This is a genomic window from Serratia ureilytica, from assembly GCF_013375155.1.
Classification (GTDB): Bacteria; Pseudomonadota; Gammaproteobacteria; order Enterobacterales; family Enterobacteriaceae; genus Serratia; species Serratia ureilytica.
The window spans coordinates 19,364-34,242 of sequence record NZ_JABXOF010000011.1 but is presented as its reverse complement, the minus strand read 5'-3'; the positions used below and the strand labels follow the sequence as shown (position 1 = coordinate 34,242).

Genomic DNA, 14,879 nt, shown 5'->3' with positions numbered 1-14,879 from the left:
AACGCGTCAGGCGGCGCGCATTACCGTCGTCGGGCCATCGTTGGCGGCGTCGAGCTGGTGGATAATCCGCAGCAGGCTGCCGCCGCCGGCGTCCGGCACGATCTGCAGGGTGACGACGCTTTCGAGAAACGGCGGTTGGTCGTCGCGCAGGCGATAGCTCACCGCTTCGCCCGGCGTGGCGGCCAACGGTTCTGCCTGCGCCAGATCTCCCGTCGGCAGCCACTGCTCGCGCAATTCGGGCACGCTGAGCGCTCGCCACACTTTTTCCGGCGGCGCATCAAGCGAATATTCCAACACCAGCCGTTCATGCGGCGGCGGCTCGGCCTGTTTGTTCATTGATCCATGTCCTTCAGCAAGGTTTGCAGCGCGTCGATGCGCGCCGGCCAGTAAGCACGGTACTTCGCCAGCCACTGCGCGATCTGCGCCAGCCCCTCCGGGTCGACCTGGTAATTGACGAAGCGCCCCTGTTTCGCCTCGCGCACCAGTCCGGCATTGCGCAGCACCGCCAGGTGTTGCGACATCGCCGACTGGCTGATGGTCAGGCCTTCGCGCAGCGCGCTGGCGTTCATGCTGCCGGCGGCGAGTTTGTCGAAGATGCAGCGGCGGGTCGGATCGGCCAACGCCTTGAAGATGTCATTTTCGTTCATACAAACACATTAGTATTCACTTATGTATTATGCAACCGAGCAAGGCATTTTTTGCTGCAAAAGAAACTCCGCGCCGCAGCGCGGAGTGAATGGACGAGGCATGATCGCGCTTATGAACGGATCGGGATCACCAGCACGTCGATATTCAACTGGTTGATGGCGCTGCGGGTGGAAGAAAACAGATTGCTCCACAGATCGTGGTGATGGCCGAACACCAGCAGATCGATGTCTTTATCCACGATCGCCGTGCGCAGTTCGTCAACGAAGCCGCCGCGCCCGATAATCACTTCCGCGATCGGGTAATTGACGTTTTGCGTGGTGGGTTCCAGCTCTTTGCGGATCTTCTCTTCGAACGGCACGCCGTCGTCGCTGCGCTCCGAAAAGCCGATCGCCGCGTGGTAGGTGTCGTAGTGAACGTCCACATAGATCAGCGAGAGTTTGGCCTTCAGCGCTTCCGCCAGCAGCGCCCCCTTTTCGACCAGCCGTTTGCCGTCATCGCTCAGATCGGTGGCGATGACAATATGGTGGTAACACATAGCGCCTCCTGTCATGGACTCGGTAGAGCCGAGGCTCCGATATCACGCCGGGGTCATATCGTTATGGTTAATTTTAGTTCAGAAATGGCACTCGTGGCGGGAGGTGATGCGGTGGGAAAGCCCCGTTGCCGGGGCTGAAGGCAGAAATTACTTCTCGCGCTGCGCCTCAAACCAGACGTTGCACAACGACAGGATCAGCGTGTTGGCGTCTTTCACCAGCACGTTGTCGCCGGGCACCCCTTCGGTGCCTTGATCGGTGATGCCTTTGATAGCGATATCGGCATGCTGAATGGCCACGCGCTCGACCGACGGCGTGCTGATGCCCAGCATCGGGAAATCGATGTAGGAACTGCTGCCGGCGTTGTCCTCGACAAACTCCTGCGCCTCTACGGTGCTGACGGTAGCCCCCTCGCTTTTCAGCGCCGTGCCGTTCCAGCTGAACGCATCCGCTTTATAGCTGATCTTGCCGCCGATCAGGCTCTGCGCCTGCTGCTGATCCCAGCAGCCGGTGGTTTGGGTCGGCACGATTTTGCTGACGCGCCAGTTGCCCAGCAGCTGTTTAGGGATCGGCCCGGTATCGCTCTCCGCCGCCCGAACCTGAGTCGCCGAGACGCAGGCCAACACCACCAGCGGCAGCAGCGCCTTGCTCCAAGTGTTCAATCGCATTGTCTTTTCCTTCGTTTCAGTACCCAGTCTGCCCTCGCGGGCCAGCGGCTATCATAATAAGCCCGCCGATTCGCCGTCAAAGCAATCCGCATCGCGCCGGGCGGCGGCTACTCATAGCCAATCGCTATTAGTCATAGTGAATCAGTATTTTGTTTTAGCTCAGCGATTACCTACAGTCACTGCCACTATTCTGCCCGCCTAAATTAGCAGGCAATGTTGACAAGGACCCTGGGAAAATGACATTTACGCTGAAAAACCTCACGCTGGCGCTGGCCGCCGCCGGCACGCTGTTGCTGACCGCCTGCGGCCCGACCGCACAGGACGATCACCACATCAAGGTCGGCATCAGCGCCGGCATCGATCAGTCGCTGTGGGCGGTGGTGCAGAAAGTGGCCAAGCAGAAATACGATCTGGACGTGGAGGTGGTGACCTTCAACGATTACGTGCTGCCGAACGAAGCGCTGAACAACGGCGATCTGGACGTCAACGCCTTCCAACACAAGCCGTATCTGGACAAACAGATGCAGGAGCGCGGCTACAAACTGGCGGCGGTAGGCAACACCTTCGTCTACCCGATCGCCGGCTATTCGAAGAAAATCACCGCGCTCAGCCAACTGCCGGACGGCGCGCAGGTGGCGGTGCCGAACGATCCGACCAACCTGGGCCGCTCGCTGCTGCTGTTGCAAAAACAGGGGCTGATTACGCTGAAAGACGGCGTCGGCCTGCTGCCGACCGCGTTGGACATCGTCAGCAACCCGAAAAAGCTGAAAATCGTCGAGATTGAAGCGCCGCAGCTGCCGCGCGCGCTGGACGACCAGCAGGTGACGCTGGCGATCATCAACACCAACTATTCCAGCCAGATCGGTCTGTCGCCGGCGAAGGACGGGCTGTTTGTCGAGGACAAAAACTCGCCTTACGTCAACATCTTCGCCAGCCGCATCGACAACAAAGACAGCGAGAAAGTGAAGGATCTGGTCAAGGCCTATCAGACCGATGAAGTGGCGGCCAGCGCCGCCGAAATCTACAAGGGCGACGCCGTCAAAGGCTGGTAACGCCGCGCGTAGGGCCCGTGGCGCCTGGCCACGGGCGATGACAGCCTCAGCCGCGCTGGATGGAAACGCCGCCGTCCACCAGCATTGCGGTGCCGGTGACGAACGAGGAAGCGTCAGACGCCAAATACAGCGCCGCCTGCGCGATCTCCTCCGGCATCGCCAACCGCTTCAGCGCGTGCAGCTGGGCCACCTGCGCCAATGCTTCCGGGGTATTGCTCATCTGCCGCCCCATCGCCGTGTCGGTGCCCCCCGGCAGCAGCGCGTTCACCCGAATGCCGTGTCCGCCAAATTCCACCGCCAGCGCCTGCGTCAGGCCGATCAGCCCCGATTTGCTGGCCGCATAGGCCGCCGTACCGGGAAACGCCGCGGTGTGGCCGACGAACGTAGAGGTGAAGATCACCGAGCCCGCGCCGCGCGCCTGCATGGCGGGGATTTGATATTTGGCGCTGTAGTAAGCGCTGGACAGGTTGGTTTCCAGCACGTCGCGCCATTCTGACGCGCTGAGCGCCAGCGACGGCCCCAGCGGCCCCAACGTGCCGGCGTTGTTGAAGGCGATATCCAGCCCGCCGAATTCATCGATGGCCGTCGCGGTCAACCGTTCGGCGAAGGCTTCATCGCGCACGTCACCGGCTACCGCCAACGCCCGGCCGCCCTCGCGCCGAATGTCCCCCACCAGTTCAGCCAGTAGCCGCTCGCGCCGGGCGCCCAGCACCAGCGTCGCCCCCTGCCGGGCGAACAACAGCGCCGCCGCCCGCCCGATCCCCGAACTGGCGCCGCCAATCACCGCCACCTTACCGTTCAATGCGTTCATCTCTTATCCTCACACCGTAAAAGAGCCTCAGTGTGACGCAACATCCGGCGCAGCGCTGGCCGCAAGCGGACATGCAATTGGCGCCATGAAAAAGGCGCTGCAAGCAGCGCCCCGGCAACGCGGATCCGACGGCGAACTCACGGTTTGGCCTCGTATTTCTCCTGATTGGCCGGCGTCACCAACTCGAACGGGATCCAGTAATACGGCTCAAGCTTTTCGCCGTTGATCATGCGCTGCGCCACATCGACCGACGCCTTGCCCTGGCCGACCGCATCCTGGAACACCGTGACCTGCATCTTGCCGGAGGCCAGCGCCTTGAGGCCGTCGGGCGTGGCGTCGATGCCGCCGATCAGCACGTTCTTGTCCGCTTTGCCGGCCTGCTGCAGCGCCATGATCGCGCCGATCGCCATCTCGTCATTGTTGGCGGCGACGATGTCGATCGTTTCGCCGTTGGTCAGCCAGTTCATCATCAGGTCCATACCTTCACTGCGTGAATAGTTGGCGCTCTGTTTCTGCACCACCTTCATCTTCGGGTATTTGGCCACCACCTGCTCCACGTCTTTGGTGCGCTGCAGCGCGCCGGCGTCGGTCAGGTTGCCGATCATCACCGCCACATTGCCCTGATAGTTAGCCAGCCGCGCCAGTTCTTCCATCTGCAGCGTGCCGGACTCCCGCTCGTCGGAGCCGACGAACACCACCCCCTGCGGCAGCCTGGCGTCGCCCGGCGTGCGGTTCACGTATACCAGCGGCACGCCGGCGGCCTGCACCATTTTGGTCATCACCGGCGTGCTGGCCGAGTTGACCGGATCGACGATAATCGCGTCCACCCCGGCGCTGATAAAGCTCTGCACCTGATCGGTCTGGCGGCCGACGTCGCCGCGCGCGTCCTCAAACTGCACGGTAATGCCGCGCGCTTTGGCCTCCTTGTCGATCGCCTGCCGGATAATGGTGAGGAAGTTCTGGTCGAAATAGGCCATCGATACGCCGATGGTTTGCGCCCATGCCGGCGCGGAAGCGCACAGCGCCGCCGCCAGCCACAGCCCTTTCAGAAAGTTCATGATGTGTCCCCCCGGGTAAAAAAACGCCGCCGGCCAACCTTGGCGCCGGCGGCAATTCACGGCAATCAGTGTTTTTTGCGGTTGCGACGCATGTCGATCGACACGGCGGCGACGATAATCACGCCTTTGATGATGTCCTGAATGTAAGAATCGACGCCGATAAAGGTGAAGCCGCTTTTGATAAGGCCGAGGATCACCGCGCCGATCAGCGTGCCGGTAATGCGCCCGACGCCGCCCATCAGGCTGCTGCCGCCGATCACCGCCGCGGCGATGGCGTCCAGCTCATAGGACATGCCCATGCTCGACTGGCCGCTGCTGACGCGCGCCGCCAGCACCACGCCCGCCAGCCCCGCCAACCCGCCGGCGATGGTGTAAACCGTCACCAGGTACTTATTGACGTTGATGCCGGAAACCCGCGCCGAGGTCATGTTGCCGCCGATGGCGTAGATGTATTTGCCGTAGCGGGTGTGCTTGAGTGCGATATGGAAGATCACCGCAATCACCAGGAAGATGATCACCGGCATCGCGCCCTGGCCGATTGACGTGAAGCCGTCCGACAGGAAGCTGACCGGGTTGCCCTTGGTGTAGTACTGCGCCAGGCCGCGCGCCGACACCATCATCCCCAGCGTGGCGATGAACGGCGGAATGCCGGTGCGGGTGATCAGGAAGCCGTTGATAAAGCCGCAGACGATGCCAACCCCGATCCCCGCACCGATCGGGATCGCCGCCGGCAGATCGAGCAGCCCCGGATACATCGGCGAAATGCTGTCCGAGGTCTGCGCCAGGCTGGCCGCCACCACCGCGGTCAACGCAATCAGCGAACCGGATGAGAGATCGATGCCGGTGGTGATGATGACCTGGGTGACGCCCACCGCGATGATGCCGATGATCGCCACCTGCAGCACGATCAGCAGCAGGCGGTTCGGGTTAAGCAGGAACGACTGATCGCGCATGTACCAGCCGAGGATTTCGAAGATCAGCGCAATGCCGAGCATCACGATGAAAATACCGGTGTCTTTCGGCATTTTGCCGCTCAGCCCGGAGAACAGCGATCCCTTGCCCGTTGAATCGGCGGAGAGCGGCTTCTCAATCTTTACGTTACTCATGATGTTCACCCTTCGTTATTCTGAGGCCAGCGCCAGGATCTTTTCCTGGTCCGCGTCGTCTTTGTCCAAAATGCCGGTGATGCGGCCGCCGTGCATCACCATCACCCGATCGCTCATGCCGAGGATCTCCGGCAGCTCCGAAGACACCAGAATGATGGCGACGCCGCGGTTGGCCAGCTCGCTGATCAGGCGGTAGATTTCCGCTTTGGCTCCCACGTCGATGCCGCGCGTCGGTTCGTCGAGGATCAGGATTTTCGGCTGCGCCAGCAGCCAGCGCGCGATCAGCACCTTCTGCTGGTTGCCGCCGCTGAGGTTATTGATGATCTGATCCATGGTCGGCGTTTTGATGTTGAGCTTCTTGATCTGCGCCATGCAGTCTTTGGCCATCTGCACATGGCTGACGAAGCCGTTCTTGCCGATGTATTCCGACAGGTTGACGATGCTCATGTTTTCGACCACCGACAGCACCAGAAACAGGCCGGACTTCTTGCGATCTTCGGTGAGAAACGCCAGCCCGCTCTCGATCGCCTTCGCCGGGGAATCCACCTTCACCGCCTGGCCTTCGATAAAGATCTCGCCGCCGTCCGCCGGGTGCATGCCGAACAGGCTTTCCATCACTTCGCTGCGTCCGGCGCCCACCAGCCCGGCGACGCCGAGGATCTCGCCGCGTTTGACGCTGAACGAGACGTCGTGGAACCAGCCGCTGCGGCGCAACCCGGCCACCCGCAGCACTTCCTCGCCGATGTTGTTGTTGAATTTGGGGAACATCTGCGTCAGCTCGCGCCCCACCATCATGGTGATCAGCGACTGTTTGGTCAGATTTTCGGTTTTGTCGCAGGCGATGAAGGTGCCGTCGCGGAAAATGCTCACTTCGTCGGTGATGGCGAAGATTTCGTCCATCTTGTGGCTGATGTAAATGATGCCCTTGCCCTGCTCGCGCAGCTCGCGAATGATGGCGAACAGGTGCACCACTTCACCTTCGGTCAGCGCCGAGGTCGGCTCATCCATGATCAGCACGTCGGCGTTGTAGGATACGGCCTTGGCGATCTCCACCATCTGCTGGCTGGCGATGCTCAGTTCGCCCACCAGCGTTTCCGGCCGCAGTTTGATGTTCAGCCGCGCCAGCAGCTCGCGGGTTTGTTCATTCAGCTGTTCGTGGTTGACGAACCCCAGCCGCGCCGGCTCACGCCCCAGCCAGATGTTTTCCGCCACCGTCATGTAGGGCACCAGGTTCAGCTCCTGGTGAATCATGGAAATGCCCGAATGCAGCGCCTGCAGCGTGTCGCTGAAGGTCACCGGCCGGCCTTTGATTTTGATCGAGCCCTCATCCGGGTGATAGATGCCGATCAGGCATTTCATCAGCGTCGACTTGCCCGCGCCGTTTTCGCCCATCAGCGCATGCACGCTGCCGGGTTTGATTTTAATCGAGACCTTATCCAGCGCTTTGACGCCGGGGAACTGCTTGCTGATGCCTTCGGCCTCAAGAACATAAGGGTACATACCGCTTACCTCCGCACTGACCCACGTTTTCTGCGGCGGGCGCTCAGGTGGAGCGCCTGCGGCAGGCTTCAAGGCTTATTTTTTGTTTTTATCGGCGAATTGCTGGTAATTGGCCTGGGTGATCAACTGATAAGGGATCAGCACGTTGCTCTCCACCTTCTCGCCTTTCACCAACTGAACGGCGGTTTGCACCGCGCCTTCGCCCTGGCCTTTGGCGTCCTGGAACACGCTCAGCGCCAGATCGCCTTTTCTGATGAATTCCAGCGCATCGGGCGTGCCATCCACGCCGGCCACCCGCACGCCGGACTTTTTAGCCTGCTTGAGCGCCAGGATGGCGCCGATGGCCATTTCATCGTTGTTGGAGGCGATGGCGTCGATCTGCTGGCCGGTCAGCACCCAGTCAGTGGTGATATCCACCGCATCTTTACGCGTCCACTTGGCGGTTTGCTTATCGACAATCTTGATGCCGGGATAGTTGGCCGCCACCTCTTCCACGCCGCGGGTGCGGTCGCGGGTCGATTCATTCGACAATTCCCCCATCAGGATCATCACGTTGCCCTTGCCGTTCATCAGCTTGGCCAACGCTTCCATCTGCAGTTTGCCGGCCAGCTTGGAATCGGAGCCGACGTAGGCCATGCCGGCCGGGAGCGTCACTTCCGGCTTGCGGTTGACGAACACCAGCGGGATTTTGGCGTTCTCGGCCAATTTGATCATCGGCTTGACGCCCTGAGTATCCACCGGGTTGAGGATGATGGCGTCGACGCCCTGGCTGACGAAGTTTTCGATTTGTTGAATTTGCTGCGCGATGTCGCCCTTGGCGTCTTCGAACTGGCCGCTGACGTTGCCGTCGGCTTTCATTTTGTTTTGCATCGACTGGCGCAGAATGGTGAGGAAGTTGTCATCGAAGTAAGCCATGGAAACGCCGATCTTGATGTCTTTCGCCAACACGCTGGCCGGCAGCATGCACATCAGTACGGAGGCGGCGATCAGTTTCTTCAGCTTCATGTTCGTTACCCTTTAATCGTTAGAATGAAGTGGTCTGTTGATTGACAGCTAATGAAAGATATTTTTTACATTCAAACAACATTACGGTCGGTGTTATCCCTTTGATACGGCGAAATTACCGCGTTATCACCGTATTAAGGCCGTGAACAAAATGGTGATCGATATCTCAAAACAGATTAAAAACAATCAATTGAAATAAACCCCTGGTAGAGCAAGCCGCGTCTTCGCCGCTTTTTTAAATATTTATTTCATAATTGAGATTATTGAAACTTTTTAACCCAAACAAGCGAAACATGCGTTTTGGAATGGCTTATTAACAAAAACATGACACGGATCTAACAAATGCAGTGAAAGCCATCGGGTAACGCGCCCCGCGCGTGCGCCACGCCGGGCGTCGGCAAAAACTGCGAGCGGGCGCGCAGTTTGCGGTTTCCGCGTTTCCCGACCATCCTTACTCGGCAATAATGGACATATCCCTATCTCAGGAGGACCTGACATGCAGCTCAGCAGTAAGGTGCGGATGAACCGCCTGTTCAATAACGGCAAGTGCCTGGATGTGGCGATCGATCACGGCATCGCCAACGAACCGGATTTCTTAATCGGTCTGGAAGATATCGAACGGGTGATGGGCAACCTGATCGCCGCGCGCCCCGACGCCATTCAGGTCAACTACGGCCAGGCGGAGCTGCTGCAGCGCGCGCCGCAGCGCGAAAAGCCGGCGCTGGTGATGCGCACCGACGTCGGCAACGCCTATAACGCAGCACGCCACCGTGAGATGTGGGCGGTGTTGCACAACCCGGAAGCGCCGATCCTCGCCGCGCTGCAAATGGACGCCGCCGCGGTGGTGGTCAATCTGTATATGATCCCGGATGAACCCGGCATTTTCCGCCAGTGCGTAGAGAACATCGGCCGCCTGCGCCACGCCTGCGATCGCTACGCCATGCCGCTGATGATCGAACCGCTGGTGATGGCCCCGGCCGGCCAGGGCGCCGCCTACGGGTCGCTCGGCGACGTGGAAAAGATCGTGCCGCTGGTGCGGCTGGCGCGCGAACTGGGCGCCGACATCATCAAGGCCGACCCGACCGAACGGGTGGAAGATTTCCACCGCGTGGTGGAAGCGGCGCGCTGCCCGACGCTGGTGCGCGGCGGCGGCAAGGGGGAGCTGGGCCCGGTGCTGGAGAAATCTGCGGCGCTGATGGCCCAGGGCGCGTCCGGCATGGTCTATGGCCGCAACGTGTATCAACACAGCAATCCGTCGCAGGTGGTGCGCGCCCTGATGGCGATCATCCATCAAGGCGCCAGCGGCCAACAGGCGCTGGAGATCTACCACCAGCAGTGACCCGCTTTTGTAACTAAAATAACCCCTTCGCGACCCGGCAGCATGCTATAACCTGCTGCCGGTAACTGCAGCTTGCCTCATTCCTCGCTAGAATACGCCGTGATATCGCCATTCGGAGAACCGCCATGCCAAAACAACGGGTGCCGCTCAAGCTGAGCACCTCCATCACGCTGATGGTGTCCGCCATCATCGCTTCGGTGCTGCTGGTGGTGTTCGCGCTGTTTTTCGTGCAGATGAGCCGCGAAGGGCAAGATCAGCTGCAGCAAAAAGCCATCGCTATCGCCAACACGCTGGCGCTCTCGAGCACCGTGATAGACGGCCTGCAGCGACGCGATCAAAGCGGCGCCGTGCAGCGCTTCGCCGAGCAGGTGCGCCATCAAAACGAGCTGCTGTTCGTGGTGGTGGTGGATATGCAGGGCATCCGCTATTCGCATCCCAAACCCTGGCTGATCGGCAAACATTTCATCGGCGAAGATCTGGCGCCAGCGCTGCAGGGCAACGTCAACAGCGCCATCAACCGCGGCACGCTGGCCCCGGCGCTGCGGGTGTTCGTGCCGGTGTATGACGAGCAGCGGCGGCAAATCGGCGTGGTGGCGCTCGGCATCGCGCTGGACACCGTGCAGCGGGTGGTGGCGGAAAGCCGCTGGATCATCTATTGGACCATCGCCTTCGCCGCGCTGGTCGGCAGCCTGGGCACTTTTTTCCTGGTCTCCGCGCTCAAACGCATCATGCTGGGTTTCGAGCCTTACGAAATATCCAACCTGTTCGAGCAGCGCAACGCCATGCTGCAGTCGATTAAAGAAGGCGTGATCGCGGTCGATAATGATTCCCGCATCACCATCGTCAACGACGAGGCCAAGCGCCTGCTGCGCCAGAGCGGCCCGGTGGAAAACCTGCTGCTGGACGCCGCCAGCAAGCATTGGCCGGCGCAGCTGCATCTGGCGGAAGTGCTGGCCAGCGGCAAGCCGCTGCGCGATCGACAGATCAGCTTCAACGGCAGCGAACTGCTGACCAATACCGTGCCGGTGATCGTCAATGGCCAGGTGACCGGCGCCATCGCCACCTTCCGCGACAAGACCGAGGTCAGCCGGCTGCTGCAGCGCCTGAGCGGCATGGCGCACTACGCCGATGCCCTACGGGTGCAGTCGCACGAATTTATGAACAAGCTGCACGTGATACTCGGCATGCTGCACATGAAGGCTTATCAGCAGTTGGAAAACTACATCATCAATACCGCCAGCAACTACCAGGAAGAGATCGGCGCACTGCTGCGCAAGATCCACTCGCCGGAAGTGGCGGGCTTCTTCATCGGCAAGATCAGCCGCGCTCACGAAGCCGGCATCGAACTGACCATCGAGGAAACCAGCCTGCTGCCGGAAACCGACGACGCGGAAACCACGCACGTGCTGATCAGCGTGCTCGGTAACCTGATCGAAAACGCCATCGACGCCATCGACGGCGTTGAAGGCCACGAGATCGGCCTGAGCTTCCATCACCACGACGATCAATTACACTGTATCGTCAGCGACGACGGCCCCGGCATCGATCCGGCGATCGCCGCGCACATCTTTGAACACGGATTTTCCACCAAGGGAACGGGACGCGGCATCGGCCTGGCGCTGATCCGCAGCCATCTGGAGAAACTGGGCGGCGGCATCGATGTCGAGTCCGAACCGGGCGAGCTGACCCAATTTTTCGTGCACCTTCCCTATCAGGCCAAGAGCGAAACCCATGATTAACGTACTGATTGTCGACGACGACCCGATGGTGGCGGAGCTGAACAAATATTACCTGAGCCAGATCGGCGGTTTTCACTGCCAGGCGACGGTCGCCACCCTGGGCCAGGCGCGCGCCCTGCTGGCCGACGCCAGCGTCAGCATCGATCTGGTGCTGCTGGATATCTACATGCAGCAGGAGAACGGGCTGGATCTGCTGCCCGGCCTGCGCGAGCTCGGCGAGAAGACCGATGTGATCATCATCTCTTCCGCCAGCGATGTGAACACGGTGCAAAAGGCGCTGCACTACGGCGTGGTGGATTACCTGATCAAGCCGTTCCAGTTTAGTCGCTTCAAAGAGGCGCTCAGCCGCTATCGACAACAGTCGCAGCTGCTGGCGCAGCGCGAGTTTTCGCAGGCCGACGTCGACAGCCTGCTGCGCCGCCAGCCCGGCGGCCAGGAGAGCAAAAAGCTGCCGAAGGGCCTGACCAGCATCACCCTGAGCACGGTCTGCGAGTGGATAGAACAGCAGCACGACAGCGAATTCTCCACCGACAACCTGGCCAACGCCATCGGCATTTCGCGGGTGTCCTGCCGCAAGTACCTCATCTATCTGGCGGAAAGCGGCATTCTCGGCACCCGCATTCTGTACGGCGCGACGGGCCGCCCAGTCTATCTGTATCAGCTGAAGCCGGACGCGATCGCCATGCTGAAAGAGCATTGCCGCCCGGCATAAACGACGCCGGGCGCAGAAAGCGCCCGGACGTTGAAAGCTAGAAGTTGTACATGTAACACCTCGCCTCGCGGTGAGGATCTTTCGAGTGTATCCGCAGGCAGCGCCGCTTTTTCTGCTGTTGCTCCAGGTGACGCTGCTGCCGCTTGGCGGCTTCTGCGGCCTCGCGCTGCTGTTCGCGTGCAATCGCCTGCTCATTGGCCTGCGTCAGGCTGTCGACATTCCACACCTTGTGGCGCAGCGCGCTGCGTTTTTTCTGGTACTCCTCGGGGACTTTATTGTCCTTCGGCGGCGCCGCGTGGTATTCCAAATCCACCCGCGCCTGCGCAAAGCAGGCGCAACACAGGGCCACGCCGACCAACACTAGCCTTTTCATCGATAAACTCCTGACAAATCCCTGTTCTCATCTTTAGCAATTCAGCGGCCGGCCATTCAGCCAGGCGCGGCAATAAACGCCGACAAACGGCCGATGCGGCCCCGTCAGAGACGTCCGCCGCAGACGCAGCGACAGGCAACGGACGATATCGGCACCCTGCTCACAGGCCGTTCGGGCGCTCTGATGCCCCTGCGCGGAAGGTTTCGCCGCTTCCTGCGTTTGCAACCGGATTTCCAACGCTTCCCGCTCCGCACGCAGCAGCGCCAGCTGCATGCGCTCCGCCTGAATCTGTTCAGCCAACCAAATATGCTGCAACAAGCCATCCAGCCGCGCCGGACACCCCGCCGCAGAGGGACTTTCCGTCGAGGCGCCGGGCGAGGAATGGCGATCGATGAACGCCTGACTGCAAAATGAGGCCAGCAGCGCCAGCGCCGCAGCGATTAACGAAGGTAGTTTCAATACACAAGCTCCATGAATAAGCCGACTGGGGCGCGCCGCGAAAAACGACGCAGAGAACCGTTCAACAGCCGTTGAGTGAAGACACCTGAGGCTCCGCGGGATCGGGCGCATGTTGCCCTCCCGTCGCCGGCGCTTTCGCGTTTTCGGCATCGCATTCCGCCAGACGCGCCAAGGTTTCGGCCTCATTCTCCGTGGGCGGGGTCGGCTCAGCCATCTCTTGTCGCAGGCCATGCGCCAGCTCTTTCAATTTCTTCTGAAACAGCACGGGAGAAATTCCCTCGCATTGCCGATCGTAACGGGCCGCATTTGCTTGCAGACTCAACAACGACATTATCAACATGGCGACAATACGCTTTGCCATTGAAAACTCCTGTAAGGATGTCTGGGTATGTTGATATATATTCAACAAGCAGAGATTCATCGTTTAAAGATAAATAACGCATCGGAAAAACAGAGTAGCGAATTAATAATAAACCGTTCCACAATATCTTTGAGATAACGTCTGCCGCCCCGCCGAATAAAGAGCGGCGGTTAGCGCCCCCCTATTTTCGACCAGTCCAGCGTACCGCCGATACCGACCCGGCCTTCATTCAGCACGGCAGCGGCGGATTCGCCGGCGATAATGCGCTGTTTCTGTTCTCGCGTTGCGGGCTGCGGTGTTCCCCAATTCCCCCAGTGAGTGGAGGAGGATGAGGATGAAACAGTGGGGTGAATGGCACTGCATCCGTTTAATACAAGACACAATGCCAGAAGAGAATTACGCCATGTCATACTATTTCCCTTAAAATAACGCTATTGGTAGTGACGGTAAATGAAAAACGAGTTTATTTAGTTTAATAACTTTCGCCGCATGCAATCGCCTGCGACAAAAAGAATACGCAAGTGTTAATCACCCGTTATTTTAATTAACCTGAATCAAAAAAATATCGTTCAATAAGACAACGCTAATCGCAGAAATGGGCCAGCAGGCTCAGCGCACTTCCGAGTGCGCTGGGATCTTACTCTTCGCCGTCCGGCTGCCAGGCCAGCAGATCGCCAGGCTGGCAGTCGAGAATGCGGCAGATCTTGTCCAGCGTTTCCAGCCTGACTCCCTTGACCTTGCCGTTTTTCAACAGAGACAGGTTTTGCTCGGTGATCCCCACCTGCTCCGCCAGCTCCTTTGAACGCATCTTCCTTTTGGCCAACATGACATCAAGACTTACGATTATTGCCACTCTATTCTCACACGAAAGAAAGCTGTTCTTCATTCAGCCGCAACGCTTCCAGAAATACCCGGCTAAATACCAGGATTGCGCAGCCTACGATCAGCGAGCGCACCGACTCGCTATTGACGCCATAATAAAGGATAAACAGCATTTTTTCATCGGCGGTCAATACCATCACCTGCAGCAGACCGGCTAACGACGGGAACAACACATCGACGATCAGCAAGATGCCAATGATCTGCAACAGCACCATATTGTTGCGATGCCACACGTTGCCGCGGAAGAATTGATAAAATAGCCCGGCGCCGCACAGCAGCGCGCTGTAATAGGGCAAATAACCGAGCATGTCGATAACCAGCGTGGCGAACAGCGCCCAGCGTTGCTGCGGGATCGCGTAGGCGAGCAGCTCCGGGTAATATTCCCGGTAAGAGGCGACGATATCGCGATAGGCTACGCCCTGCAGCCAGTCCCGCACGATGATGAACATCTCAACGCCGGTGCTGACGATCAGCATCGCCATAATGAGTAAACACAGACAACGCACATACAGCGGCAGATGGATCCTTGGCGCAGCGCCCATAATTTTCTATCCCTTAATCAACAGCAATAAATTATCGTAAAACGATAATTTATTGCTGTCAATGATCAAGTGGACTGATGAGTCAGGCGGT

At 59.5% G+C, this 14,879-nt stretch carries 18 protein-coding genes; 4 read left to right on the top strand and 14 right to left on the bottom strand.

Annotation, left to right across the window (positions count from 1 at the left end; all coding sequences use genetic code 11):
• Positions 1-6 precede the first annotated feature (6 nt).
• The 4 genes from HWW83_RS19590 to HWW83_RS19575 form a co-directional block, all read right to left on the bottom strand.
• Positions 7-336: an SRPBCC family protein gene (locus tag HWW83_RS19590; protein WP_033652026.1), complete on the bottom strand. Its 330-nt coding sequence runs from the start codon at positions 334-336 to the stop codon at positions 7-9.
• Entirely contained in the window at positions 333-647 is a 315-nt protein-coding gene (locus HWW83_RS19585) for an ArsR/SmtB family transcription factor (RefSeq protein ID WP_033642736.1), read from the bottom strand. Before HWW83_RS19585 ends, HWW83_RS19590 begins: the two co-directional genes overlap by 4 nt.
• A 110-nt stretch (positions 648-757) precedes the next feature.
• On the bottom strand, positions 758-1,183 hold the full coding sequence (locus HWW83_RS19580) for a universal stress protein (RefSeq protein ID WP_176589490.1): 426 nt from the start codon (positions 1,181-1,183) through the stop codon (positions 758-760).
• A gap of 147 nt (positions 1,184-1,330) precedes the next feature.
• Entirely contained in the window at positions 1,331-1,849 is a 519-nt protein-coding gene (locus HWW83_RS19575) for a hypothetical protein (RefSeq protein ID WP_033642734.1), read from the bottom strand.
• Positions 1,850-2,085: 236 nt separating this feature from the next.
• Here HWW83_RS19575 and metQ point away from each other — a divergent pair, with 236 nt between their 5' ends.
• Entirely contained in the window at positions 2,086-2,901 is an 816-nt protein-coding gene (metQ, locus tag HWW83_RS19570) for a methionine ABC transporter substrate-binding lipoprotein MetQ (RefSeq protein WP_015377546.1), read from the top strand.
• 46 nt (positions 2,902-2,947) lie between these two features.
• Here the strand turns inward: metQ and HWW83_RS19565 are convergent, their stop codons facing one another.
• The 5 genes from HWW83_RS19565 to HWW83_RS19545 form a co-directional block, all read right to left on the bottom strand.
• A complete protein-coding gene (locus HWW83_RS19565) occupies positions 2,948-3,712 on the bottom strand; it encodes an SDR family oxidoreductase (RefSeq protein ID WP_123061610.1) in 765 nt (254 codons plus the stop codon).
• A 137-nt stretch (positions 3,713-3,849) separates the two neighbouring features.
• Positions 3,850-4,770, bottom strand: coding sequence for a sugar ABC transporter substrate-binding protein (locus HWW83_RS19560; protein WP_176589489.1), 921 nt, complete (start codon positions 4,768-4,770; stop codon positions 3,850-3,852).
• Positions 4,771-4,835: 65 nt separating this feature from the next.
• Positions 4,836-5,876: an ABC transporter permease gene (locus HWW83_RS19555; RefSeq protein ID WP_176589488.1), complete on the bottom strand. Its 1,041-nt coding sequence runs from the start codon at positions 5,874-5,876 to the stop codon at positions 4,836-4,838.
• A 15-nt stretch (positions 5,877-5,891) separates the two neighbouring features.
• Positions 5,892-7,376, bottom strand: a complete 1,485-nt coding sequence (locus HWW83_RS19550) for a sugar ABC transporter ATP-binding protein (RefSeq protein WP_033642731.1) — start codon at positions 7,374-7,376, stop codon at positions 5,892-5,894.
• Positions 7,377-7,451: 75 nt separating this feature from the next.
• Positions 7,452-8,381, bottom strand: a complete 930-nt coding sequence (locus HWW83_RS19545; protein WP_033652022.1) for a sugar ABC transporter substrate-binding protein — start codon at positions 8,379-8,381, stop codon at positions 7,452-7,454.
• A 496-nt stretch (positions 8,382-8,877) separates the two neighbouring features.
• Here HWW83_RS19545 and HWW83_RS19540 point away from each other — a divergent pair, with 496 nt between their 5' ends.
• From HWW83_RS19540 to dcuR, 3 genes are all read left to right on the top strand, one after another.
• Positions 8,878-9,720 carry a class I fructose-bisphosphate aldolase gene (locus tag HWW83_RS19540; protein WP_033642729.1) on the top strand — a complete coding sequence of 281 codons (843 nt, stop codon included), beginning with the start codon at positions 8,878-8,880 and terminating at the stop codon, positions 9,718-9,720.
• Between the two features lie 125 nt (positions 9,721-9,845).
• A complete protein-coding gene (locus tag HWW83_RS19535; RefSeq protein ID WP_033652021.1) occupies positions 9,846-11,459 on the top strand; it encodes a sensor histidine kinase in 1,614 nt (537 codons plus the stop codon).
• Positions 11,452-12,171, top strand: coding sequence for a two-component system response regulator DcuR (gene dcuR, locus HWW83_RS19530; RefSeq protein ID WP_176589487.1), 720 nt, complete (start codon positions 11,452-11,454; stop codon positions 12,169-12,171). The genes HWW83_RS19535 and dcuR overlap by 8 nt, the downstream gene beginning before the upstream one ends.
• A gap of 37 nt (positions 12,172-12,208) precedes the next feature.
• Here the strand turns inward: dcuR and HWW83_RS19525 are convergent, their stop codons facing one another.
• The 5 genes from HWW83_RS19525 to HWW83_RS19505 form a co-directional block, all read right to left on the bottom strand.
• Positions 12,209-12,544: a hypothetical protein gene (locus HWW83_RS19525; RefSeq protein ID WP_033652020.1), complete on the bottom strand. Its 336-nt coding sequence runs from the start codon at positions 12,542-12,544 to the stop codon at positions 12,209-12,211.
• A 33-nt stretch (positions 12,545-12,577) separates the two neighbouring features.
• Complete coding sequence (locus HWW83_RS19520; RefSeq protein WP_176589486.1) at positions 12,578-13,003, bottom strand: hypothetical protein; 426 nt, start codon at positions 13,001-13,003, stop codon at positions 12,578-12,580.
• 61 nt (positions 13,004-13,064) lie between these two features.
• On the bottom strand, positions 13,065-13,364 hold the full coding sequence (locus tag HWW83_RS19515; protein WP_033642724.1) for a hypothetical protein: 300 nt from the start codon (positions 13,362-13,364) through the stop codon (positions 13,065-13,067).
• Positions 13,365-14,001: 637 nt separating this feature from the next.
• Positions 14,002-14,217: a helix-turn-helix domain-containing protein gene (locus HWW83_RS19510; RefSeq protein WP_025302459.1), complete on the bottom strand. Its 216-nt coding sequence runs from the start codon at positions 14,215-14,217 to the stop codon at positions 14,002-14,004.
• 7 nt (positions 14,218-14,224) lie between these two features.
• A complete protein-coding gene (locus HWW83_RS19505; protein ID WP_033642723.1) occupies positions 14,225-14,788 on the bottom strand; it encodes a DUF2975 domain-containing protein in 564 nt (187 codons plus the stop codon).
• Positions 14,789-14,879: the final 91 nt, after the last annotated feature.